The sequence below is a fragment of the Pseudoalteromonas sp. BSi20480 genome, from assembly GCF_000241365.1.
In the GTDB taxonomy this organism is placed as follows: domain Bacteria; phylum Pseudomonadota; class Gammaproteobacteria; order Enterobacterales; family Alteromonadaceae; genus Pseudoalteromonas; species Pseudoalteromonas marina.
Genome location: NZ_BADX01000001.1, coordinates 62,445 through 73,965 on the forward strand (window position 1 = coordinate 62,445; position 11,521 = coordinate 73,965).

6 protein-coding genes and 1 pseudogene are annotated in these 11,521 nt (G+C 39.9%); 3 read left to right on the forward strand and 4 right to left on the reverse strand.

All coding sequences use genetic code 11. The features are described 5' to 3' along the window. Window positions 1-32: 32 nt before the first annotated feature. Window positions 33-2,918, forward strand: coding sequence for an insulinase family protein (locus P20480_RS17130; RefSeq protein WP_008126279.1), 2,886 nt, complete (start codon window positions 33-35; stop codon window positions 2,916-2,918). Window positions 2,919-3,260: 342 nt separating this feature from the next. On the opposite strand, the gene P20480_RS17125 is transcribed toward P20480_RS17130, so the two are convergent. The 4 genes and pseudogenes from P20480_RS17125 to P20480_RS17110 all read right to left on the reverse strand — a co-directional run bounded on the left by P20480_RS17125 (window position 3,261) and on the right by P20480_RS17110 (window position 8,022). Continuing rightward, window positions 3,261-3,869, reverse strand: coding sequence for a PqiC family protein (locus P20480_RS17125; protein ID WP_008126282.1), 609 nt, complete (start codon window positions 3,867-3,869; stop codon window positions 3,261-3,263). Further along, window positions 3,869-5,524, reverse strand: a complete 1,656-nt coding sequence (gene pqiB, locus P20480_RS17120) for an intermembrane transport protein PqiB (RefSeq protein WP_008126284.1) — start codon at window positions 5,522-5,524, stop codon at window positions 3,869-3,871. Before pqiB ends, P20480_RS17125 begins: the two co-directional genes overlap by 1 nt. Continuing rightward, window positions 5,521-6,686: pseudogene (locus P20480_RS17115) on the reverse strand (PqiA/YebS family transporter subunit). The gene pqiB and the pseudogene P20480_RS17115 overlap by 4 nt, the downstream one beginning before the upstream one ends. Before the next feature lie 520 nt (window positions 6,687-7,206). Further along, window positions 7,207-8,022, reverse strand: coding sequence for a thioesterase family protein (locus P20480_RS17110; protein WP_008126290.1), 816 nt, complete (start codon window positions 8,020-8,022; stop codon window positions 7,207-7,209). A gap of 247 nt (window positions 8,023-8,269) precedes the next feature. Between P20480_RS17110 and dnaK the strand changes: the two genes are divergently transcribed. Then, window positions 8,270-10,186, forward strand: a complete 1,917-nt coding sequence (gene dnaK, locus P20480_RS17105) for a molecular chaperone DnaK (RefSeq protein WP_008126292.1) — start codon at window positions 8,270-8,272, stop codon at window positions 10,184-10,186. A gap of 201 nt (window positions 10,187-10,387) precedes the next feature. Next, entirely contained in the window at window positions 10,388-11,515 is a 1,128-nt protein-coding gene (gene dnaJ / locus P20480_RS17100) for a molecular chaperone DnaJ (RefSeq protein ID WP_008126296.1), read from the forward strand. The last annotated feature ends 6 nt before the right edge of the window (window positions 11,516-11,521 follow it).

Here is an 11,521-nt window from a genome sequence, read left to right on the forward strand (position 1 = left end):
CTTTTTTGCATCATGCTTTTAATGGAAATAAAATGAAAAAAATTATTTGTCTCAGTGCCATCGCACTCGCTGTTCTCAGCGGTTGCTCGAATACATCTTCATCAGTAGCAACCTCGCCACAAGCCTCGTTACTATCAGATACTTTAGTGGTTAGCCCAAATGATAATAGAGAATATAAGACACTAAAGCTTGCTAACGAAATTGAGGTTATTTTAGTGTCTGATCCAAGCGCAGAAAAATCTGCTGCTTCACTAAGTGTGGGAGTGGGGTTACTGCATGATCCTATGTCTCAGCAGGGTATGGCGCATTACTTAGAGCATATGCTATTTTTAGGCACAGAACGTTACCCTGATACAAAAGGGTATTCAGATTTCATGACCAAAAATGGCGGAGCGCACAACGCCTACACGTGGCTCGAAATTACAAACTACATGTTCAAAATAAACAACGATGCGTTTGACGAAGGACTCGACCGTTTTTCTGACTTTTTTAAAGCCCCCAAGTTATATCCAGAATACACAGAAAAAGAAAAAAACGCAGTGAATGCTGAGTGGTCTATGCGCCGCGAATTGGACTTCTTTGGCCAATTTAAATTAGCGCGTAAAATGATGGGCGAGCATCCAGCAAATCGCTTTTTAATTGGTAACCTAGAAACACTCGGCGATAAAGAAGGTAGTTCGCTTCATCAAGAAACCGTTGATTTTTACGAGAAATATTATTCGTCAAATATTATGAAAGTCGCACTTATTTCTAATTTGCCAATCGCAGATATGGAACAAAAAGCCCAAAAATACTTCGCTGACATTAAAAATAAAAACATCGAAAAGCCAAGTGTTACAGCTAATTTAGATTTTGATAAAGCGGGCGGTAAACGGGTATTTTACTCGCCAAATGAAGATGTAAAACAGTTAAAACTTGATTTTACAATTACCAACAACAGTGATGAGTTTGCTGTTAAACCTAACCGTTTTGTTTCATATTTACTAAGCAATGAAATGCCGGGTAGCCCAGCACAAATACTAAGAGATAAGGGCTGGGTTTCACAGCTAGGGGCATCAGCCTCTCCAACACAATATGCAAACTATGGTGCCTTAACGGTCGATATTGAGCTTACTGATTTAGGTATGCAAAACCGCGAAGCAATTGTTGCAGTGGTTATGCAATATATTGATTTAATTAAAAAAGAAGGGGTTGATAGCAAATACTTTAACGAAATACGTACCTCACTCAATAACCAATTTAAATTTTTAGAAAAGGGCGACGAGTTTAACTATGTAAGTGCTCTAACAGGCAGCATGCAAGTTTACCCGCTTAATCACACGATTAACGCGCCTTACCACTATGCAAAGTTTGATGCTGACGCCGTTAATGATGTGCTAAACCAGCTCAACGCAGATTCACTGCGTATTTGGTACATTTCACAACAAGAAGAAACAGACTCTCAATTATACTTTTACGACGGCAAATACCGCATAAATGACATTAGTGATGATGAAATAGCAAGCTGGAATAAGCCAAGTGAGTTTAAATTAGCGCTTCCTAGTGTTAATAATCTATTACCTGAAAGTTTTGCAATTAAAACGGCTGAATTTAAAGAGCAAAAACACCCAGAGCTTGTTTACGATAAGCAGGGCGTAAAAGTATGGCGTCAAGCAAGTCAAAAATTTGCTGAGCAACCTAAAGGGCTCCTTGAGGTTTACATAAATACACAACCGGGTCTGAGCGACATAAGTGCTGAAGTGCTTTACTCTGTTTGGGCAGATTTATATAACATTCAGCAAAGCCAATTAAGCACTGAAGCTGCTGTAGCCGGTATGGGCGTTAGACTTGCACCAAGTAATGGGCTTGTATTATCACTTAATGGGTTCACTGATAAGCAAGATGTATTGCTTAAACAGGCTTTGAGTGGATTAGACGTTAAGGCTACTTCACAAGCGTTCGAGCAAGCTATTGACCGTTACACGCGTGACTTATTGAATCAACAAAAGCAATTTCCTTATGCTCAAGCGTTTGGTGCTTATTCTAAGCTAACACGCACAGGCAGTTTTGATACTGATGAATTAATCAAAACCGCAAAAACATTAACTGTTGCTGATCTTACAAAGTTAAAAGAAGCCACATTCTCTAATAATGATTTGCGTGTATTTAGCTACGGTAATTATAACCAGCAAGATATAGAGTCAATGGCTGGTGAGTTAACAGCCGTTTTACCTAAAAATCATACGGTGAGCGAGTTTGCTCGTAGTAAAGCGTGGTTGCCACAACCGGGTGAAACGTTAGTATTACAAAAGGATATAGATGTAGCCGATGTTGCCGTGGTTGATATGACCGTTCACCCAATACCGGGTTACAAACAAAAGGCTCAAGCTGCTGTATTACGCGATCATTTTAGGACGATCGCATTTGACAAAATGCGTACCGAAGAACAACTCGCTTATGCAGTAGGTGCTATTGCAAGCTCAATCGAAGATTATTCTGCTGTTGGTTTGTTTATACAAACCCCTGTAAAAGGGCCTAAAGAAGTACAAGCTCGCTTCGACCAGTTCAAAAAAGAGTACGCGGTAGAGCTCGATAACATGACAGAAGACACATTTTTACAGCTTAAAAATGCGACTTTGGTGTCACTTAAAGAGCAACCTAAAAACTTAAATGATGAAATGGGTCCTTTAATTAACGATTGGTACCGAGAAAACTTTAGTTTTGACTCAAAACAAAAGTTGATCAATGAAGTAGAAAAAGTAACGCTTGCAGATATAAAACAGTACTACAAGCAAACTATGCTAAACCCACAAGCAGCGCGTTTAAATGTCCAGCTGCGTGGTACTAAGTTTATTGAAAGTGACTTTGCTGATTTACCTAATCAAACCAAAATCACTACGCTTGATGCTTATTACAATGGCATTAAGTTACAAAAATAAGATTGATAAATAAGTCAAAAAATAAACCCCAATGTCTGATACATTGGGGTTTTTTATTTATTTCAATATATACAAAGTACTAATCTCATGCTTTAAAACTCATAACAGCCAGCGATGCTGCTATTAATGTGTAAGGTAATTGCATAACTCCAAAGTTCATTAAGTTACAACGAGAACGTAGTGCTGTAAGCATGGTGAAGTCTGAATAAAAAAACGCGTTGCTGCAAATGGTGATACAGATAATAACAATGTTTATTAGTGTCTATTATTAAAGTTAGATTTTAACAGGGTAGGCAAGGCGGTTATTAGTGATGATAAAACCGCCATTGATATATATGGTTATTAAAGTCGTGCTTGTTCTATTGCTTTGGCTACATCTAAGTTTATGTTTAGCCACGTTTGCTCAAGCGTGGCTACTAAACCGTCGTAGCCGTCGTCTTTTATGGGCACTAGGCGTGAGAAGTTATGCACACTAATCAAGCGGCGGCCGGTTTCTGGGTGAGTATAATATAAGCGCCATAGTCCAGAGATATCAGCATTGCCTTGCATATCACCATTAAAATGGTGAATTTCGTACTCAAGCTCATAAAATGTTTGCTGATCAAGCTCGGTTATTACAGGTAGCCCTTTAATAACCATCCAAGAGGGCATATTTTTAAATAAAGTTTGTTGGGCAGTGGCAGTAAGCATAACGTCAGGAGACTCGCCCCATAAATGATAATTTGCAGCATGAATTTGATTATTATCAATTTTCATCGCTATACCTAAGTTGTTTAATGCGCCTCTTAAAACAACTGTTTGCACTCTCAACTGTGCGTTGGTTTCACTAATATTTCGTGATGATGAATCAATAGGCTGTTCAAATTGGTAATACTGAGTCGCATTTTGTATTGCTGAGCTACAGCCCGACAATACTAAAAGCAAACTTGTTATGAGTAATAGGGTTTTCATTATTGCTTCCTTGGTATTGGATCTGCGGGCAGTGATTTGTCAAAAATTAGCATGTTTGGTTGCTCATTTAAGCCGCGTGTCAAAGGTTGTATTTCTTCGCTTAAGCGCTTAAATTCACGCAGTGTTTGTTGTAATTGATGATGAAATTCAGACCCAGCCTGATAACTCGCCATTGTTTTATCAAATTGTCGCATGGTCACTTCAAATTGCTCCATGCTTTTGGTCATTTTTGCAAAGTTACGATTTATATCACCGGGTAAATTTTGAGTATCTTTTTCATTTAATAGTGTGCGCATTTCATTTGCAAGAGACTGGTAGTCAGCAAAGGCAGCTTGTATTTGGGCTAAGCTTTCTTCAACTTTTAAATTATTAACCTTGTTTAATACATCAGAAACCTGGTCGGCAAGTACGGTAATTCCGCTCGATATACTAGGAAAAACGGTATACTGGCCCAGTTTTTCAAACTCCGCTTCTGGGGAATCGGGGTACATATCAAAATCAACATAAACTGCACCAGTTAAAAGATTTCCGGGCTTTAAAGAGGCGCGCATGCCAATTTCTATCCAGCCTTTTAAGCTTTCTTTCCAAAAGTCTTTAGCTGTTGCGCTGTGGTGATAAATACGCCCGTACTCTATTTTTATAAGAACAGGTACTGACGTGTTTGCACTTTTAAAGTGAGCAGGTTTGCCATTAACAATTATGTTTGCAGGCGCTTCAACTACTGTACCAATGCGAATACCACGATATTCAACAGGGGCACCGGACCTGAGGCCTCTAATTGATTGTTCAAAATCTATTATGTAATAGTCAAAGTCGTAAAAGCGTTCTTCTAGTGCTTCTTTATAGCTTTGGCTAAGTGAGAAATTGTGGCCATCGTTAGCTATTTCCCCTGGTGTTTGGTTATCGGGTAAGCCAACTGAAATTCCGCCTTTTAAAAGCTTACTTAAAGAGCCTGTATTAATATTTATGCCATCAGCAGATAAATCAATTTCTATACCGGCGTTGACCCAAAAAATCGAGTTGTTGGTAATTAAGTTTTGGTAAGGCGCTTTTATAAATATACCGTACTTCATTGCTTGGTTTTCCCAATCAAATATGGCGGTTTCTATTTGGCCAATTTTATAATTCTTAAAAAATATTCCGGTACTAACATCAAGTACTTCTGCGTTATAACTAAGTAGTTTAAAGCGACCACCTTGCACGTCTTTGCCTATTAATGCAGGTTCTTCTTGCAGGGTGAAATTTTCTTTAAGTGTATTACTTTCGCCCGGTGCAAATTCTAAATATACCCCAGAGAGTAAAGTACTCATTCCACTTATGCCGGTTTCATCTATACGTGGTTTTACCACCCATATTTTTGCGTCGTCGGTAAGTAAGTCTTCATAGCTTTTATCTATTTGAGCCCGTGCAATCACCCTGTCTTGGGAGTCGGATAAACGAACGCTGTCTATTTGCCCTATTTTTACACTGCGCACTTTTATTTCTGTTTTGCCTGCAATAATGCCCTCGGCTTGCGGCATCTCAATATATATAGTGGGGCCTTTATTTGCTTGATATTGATAAAGCATCCACACGCCGACAAAAAGCGCTATGGCTGGAATAATCCAGATAGCAGAGATTCTTGGTTCATCTGTTACTTGGGCAGTTTCGGTCATGTTTTAGTCTCTGATGATTTATTTTTAGGTGAATCCCATAAAAGGCGTGGATCAAATGAATGAGCAGCCATCATTTGGCATATTACCATAACGGTAAAAAATGCAATGCCTAGGCCTGGTGTAACTGACATTAAATTACCTAGCTGTACTAAAGCCACTAAAATGGCGACAACAAAAACGTCAATCATTGACCATTTACCAATAAACTCAGTGAGTTGGTAAATTCTAGTGTAACTTTTTGTATGCCTGTTTGCAGGTTTTGTTACCATAATACACAAAAAGCTTAGTACAAATGCTTTGGCTAAAGGAACAACAACACTCGCAAAAAAAATGATACCTGCAATGGGATAAGAACCGCTTTTCCAAAGTAAAATAACCCCACCAATAAGTGTGGACGGGGTTTCATCACCCAAGCTTGTTGTATTCATGATAGGCAATACGTTGGCTGGTATATAGCAAACAATAGATGTGATGAGCCAAGCAGTTGCTTTTTGAACGCTATGAGGATTACGTACATGTGTTTTGGTGTGGCATCGCTGGCAGACCTTACCTGTACAAAGCTGATGACACACATGACAGGCTTTAATATTTTCATCAATAGCACGTTTAGCGTGCTCGGCACCTTCTAACACTTTTACTGGTTTTATTTGAGCCCATAACCTTGGACGATTTAAGTGTACTAAAGCGGCAATGTATAAAATAACAAACCCAGCATAAGCCCAAAAACTTGCCCCAAAGCTTATATCAGCCAAAGACATAATTTTAACCATGCTGACTAAAACACCAATTAAAAATATCTCAGACATAATCCATGGCTCAAGTGCCAAAGTAAACTTAAGCAACCTACGCGCAATGCCTTGTGGCAATGTTTTTAAAACACCTAAATGAAGGGGTATTAAAATAATTAATAAACTCATTGGTAAAGCAATAATGCTTAAATCAATAAAAAGGCCTAACAATTCACTATCGTAATTGAATAATATTCGGGCTGCGTCGGGGAGGGTGATAGTTTGGGTTATACCATTACTACTAAAGGATAAAAAGGATAAAACATACTACTTAATAGCATTAGCAAAGCACTAAAGCTTAACGCCACTATGCGATTATCGTGGTTTACGTTGGCTTCGCATAATTTATGATGGCAATGCGGGCAAATCGCCATTTGCTTAGCGATAATTCTTGGTATATCTATGATCAGGTCACAGCAGGGGCAAACAGTTTGCAATTTAGTACCAAACAATAATGCATTTAGTTGATTTTGCAATATTTGAAGCTGTAATACAACGCGAACTGCTAATTTTGAATACAGGCCAAGCCAGAAAGTATCTGATTGGCCTGCATTTTATATATTAAGGTCTGTTGACCTTTCAAGGTTAAATTTGCAGGAGTCTGTATTAGTATTATGGAAGAGCCTATTTAGTATGGTTATTTCCCATAAATTGGCGAGAACGTAGCATTAATGCCAAGCAGGCGCTGCCCAAGGGGGGCTTCCTAGGAGCTATTTACTCTTTGTTACTCAGTTTTTACTTATTCTTACATGGATGTAAGCCAGTAGAGTAATGCAGGAGCAGTTATCGAGCCCACTAGGTTCACTAGGTTGCAAATCTCGTGAAGCAAATCTCGCGCCGCAATTAAATAGCCCCTAGTTTGAACAAATTTTAACCTGCAAAGCTCAGCCGCACCTAATCAAACACGGCAACAGTTTGGCGGGTAAGAGCAATAAGCTCACCTGACTGTGACCAAATACACCCGTCCTCTAAACCATATCCATCTTTAGAGTGATGCGTAATTGCTTCAAAGCCAAGCCACTCGCCAGGCGTTAAATTGGGAGACTGAACAAACTCTAAATACCACGACATACTACTTGCTGGTCCGGGTTGTTTAAACATTTGTAACAATGTGGGCGGCCATGCATCGGTTAGTGCAATTACATGCGCTTCTGTAATGGTTTCAGGTGTATGTTTAAGTCGCATCCACCCACCTAAGTGAGATGTGTCTGCCCCTGTAAAAGGCATTGCGCCTTGCTGTGGGCACAAATCCACATGCTGAAAAAATTCAGGCATTTGGCCTTTTATGAAGGGTAACGTATAACGCTCGTTAACAGGGCTTAAACCTAACGACTTTGAAACAGGAACATTAATAGCTGACTCTCTATTTTTAGCAAAACAAGCCTGCACGATTACGGCTACTTGCTCATTTTGAATTGCTTTAGCGAGTACTTGTGTACTGTTTTTACCCTCACGTAATACTTCAACATAAAGTGAAAAAGGGGTGTCGGCGAGTAAAGGCCCAACAAAATTAGTACTTAATGAAAGAAGTCGGCGGTCATTATTCACTTTGCCTCTAATAGCCTGATATAACAATGCAGCTGATAAACCACCAAAAGCGGTTCTTCCTTGGCACCAATTTTCAGGAAATTGCATGGTAAGTGTGGATTGTTCGATTTTATCTGATTGACCTATTTTAGCGGCTTGCTCAAGTAGTTGGTCAAAATGCATGGGAAATATCCTTTAAAAGTGCAATTTAATAAATTTATAACACAACCGAACTGGTCAGGCCAGTATTTAAAGGTGTGTCAAACGCTCTAAAAATCATCATTCCTTACAATTTTTGGGGTTATTTTGTAAATAAATCATAAAAAATGAATTTTTTTCATTTTTACAGTTGAATTAGTTTTAGGGCATCCCTATTTACTAGTCATCGAACGAATTAACGTATAACGAATTTTGAAGTTGGAGAAGTTTCATGGGTAAAATTATCGGAATCGATTTAGGTACTACAAACTCTTGTGTTGCAGTACTTGATGGTGACAAAGCACGTGTTATAGAAAACGCGGAAGGCGATCGCACAACCCCGTCTATCATTGCTTACACGCAAGACGGTGAAACATTAGTAGGTCAATCTGCTAAGCGTCAAGCGGTTACTAACCCTACTAACACATTATTTGCAATTAAGCGTTTAATTGGTCGTCGTTTTGAAGACGAAGAAGTACAACGCGATATCGGCATTATGCCATTTAAAATCATCAAAGCTGATAACGGCGATGCATGGGTAGAAGCGGGCGGCGAAAAACGCGCTGCACCACAAATTTCTGCTGAAGTACTGAAAAAAATGAAAAAAACTGCAGAAGACTTCTTAGGTGAAGAAGTAACTGAAGCGGTAATTACAGTACCTGCATACTTTAACGATTCACAACGTCAAGCAACTAAAGATGCTGGTCGCATTGCTGGTCTTGAAGTTAAGCGTATCATCAATGAGCCAACTGCTGCTGCCCTTGCTTACGGCATGGACAAAAACAAAGGCGAAAACATTGTTGCTGTATACGATTTAGGTGGTGGTACGTTCGATTTATCAATCATTGAAATTGATGAAGTTGAAGGCGAGCACACATTTGAAGTACTAGCTACCAATGGTGATACTCACTTAGGTGGTGAAGATTTCGATAACCGTGTTATCAACTACTTAGTAGCAGAGTTCAAGAAAGACCAAGGCTTAGATCTAAAAACAGATCCACTTGCAATGCAACGTGTTAAAGAAGCTGCAGAAAAAGCAAAAATTGAGCTTTCTTCAGCACAATCTACAGAAGTTAACCTTCCGTACGTAACTGCTGATGCAACAGGTCCTAAGCACATGAACGTGAAACTAACACGCGCTAAGCTTGAGTCACTTGTTGAAGATTTAGTAACTAAATCTCTAGAGCCGCTTAAACGTGCACTTGCTGATTCTGATTTATCAGTAGGCGACATCAACGACATTATTCTTGTTGGTGGTCAAACACGTATGCCTTTAGTACAAAAAACAGTTGCTGATTTCTTCGGTAAAGAGCCACGTAAAGACGTTAACCCTGATGAAGCTGTAGCTGTAGGCGCGGCAATCCAAGGTGGCGTACTAGCAGGTGATGTTAAAGACGTACTATTACTAGACGTTTCTCCATTGTCTCTAGGTATTGAAACAATGGGTTCTGTAATGACAGCGCTTATTGAGAAGAACACAACGATTCCTACTAAGAAATCACAAACGTTCTCAACAGCAGAAGATAACCAGTCTGCGGTAACAATTCATGTGTTACAAGGTGAGCGTAAACGTTCAAGCGACAACAAATCTTTAGGTCAATTTAACCTTGAAGGTATTCGTCCTGCTCAACGTGGTACACCACAAATCGAAGTAACATTTGATGTTGATGCTGACGGTATCTTACATGTATCTGCTAAAGATAAAGACACAGGTAAAGAGCAAAAAATTACTATTCAAGCGTCTTCAGGTTTAAGCGATGAAGAAGTTGAAAAAATGGTACGTGATGCAGAAGCGCACGCTGAAGAAGACAAAAAGTTTGAAGAGCTTGTAGCTGTTCGTAACCAAGCAGATGCAATGGTTCACGGTACACGTAAGCAAGTTGAAGAAGCGGGCGATGCTTTACCAAGTGAAGATAAAGAAGCGATTGAAGCTGCAGTTGTAGACTTAGAAGCTGCAATTAAGAGCGACAACAAAGACGAAATTGAAGCTAAAACGCAAGCACTTGCTGAAAAGTCTCAAAAGTTAATGGAGATTGCTCAAGCTAAAGCACAGCAAGGTCAAGCAGACGCAGGTGAGCAACAACAATCAGCTAAGCAAGATGATGACGTTGTTGATGCAGAGTTTGAAGAAGTAAAAGACGACAAGTAATTGTTGCCGACGCTTCTAACTAACCAAAAACACTTAACTCGGTTAGGTGTTTAGGTTAGGATGAACAAATGAGGCGCGCGAGCAATAGCTTGTCGCGCCTTTTGCATGTATTTAAGGTTCATAATTCAATGATAAATCGATTAGATTTATCGGTTTATCCCGCAGCTTACGCTGCAAAATAGAAAGAGTAGTGTGATAGATATGTCAAAACGCGATTATTACGAAGTCCTCGGCGTAAGCAAAGATGCGAGTGAGCGAGACATAAAAAAAGCGTATAAACGCTTAGCGATGAAATATCATCCAGATCGTACCGCAGGCGATAAAGAGCTTGAGACCAAGTTCAAAGAAGTAAAAGAAGCATACGAAATTCTAACTGACGATCAAAAACGCCAGATGTACGACCAATACGGTCATGCGGCCTTTGAACAAGGCGGTGGCGGTGGTCATGGCGGCTTTGGTGGCGGACATGGCGATTTTGGTGACGTATTTGGCGATGTGTTTGGTGACATTTTTGGTGGCGGCGGTGGCCGACGTCAATCTCGCCAGCAACGCGGTTCTGATTTACGTTACAACATGGATTTAACGCTTGAAGAAGCGGTTCGTGGTAAAGAAGTTGAAATTAAAGTACCAACATGGGTAAGTTGTGACCCTTGTGATGGAAGCGGTGCAAAAGCGGGTTCTAAACCTAAAACATGTACTACCTGTCATGGTGCAGGCCAGGTGCAAATGCGCCAAGGTTTCTTTGCTGTTCAGCAAACATGTCCTACGTGTCAGGGACAAGGTCAAATTATTTCAGACCCTTGTAACAGCTGTCATGGTCAAGGTCGTGTAGAAAAAACTAAAACGTTGTCGGTGAAAATACCAGCGGGTGTTGATACAGGCGATCGTATTCGTTTATCGGGTGAGGGTGAAGCCGGAGTACATGGCGCACCAGCGGGTGACTTATACGTACAAGTGTCTGTAAGAGAACACGATATATTTGTGCGTGAAGGTAACAATTTATACTGTGAAGTACCTATTAGCTTTACTACATCTGGTTTAGGCGGTGAAATTCAAGTACCTACACTGGATGGTCGTGCAAAACTTAAAATACCGTCAGAGACGCAAACCGGCAAAATGTTCCGTATGCGTGGCAAAGGCGTTAAGTCTGTACGAAGTGGCGCACAAGGTGATTTAATTTGTAAGGTAGTTATTGAAACACCTGTCAATCTTAACGAGCGCCAACGTGAACTACTTAAAGAGTTAGAAGAAAGCATGGGCACAGATAGCTCAAAAAACCGTCCTAAAGAGCAAGGCTTTTTTTGTATGGTGTTAAAAAAGTTTTTTTGATGACTT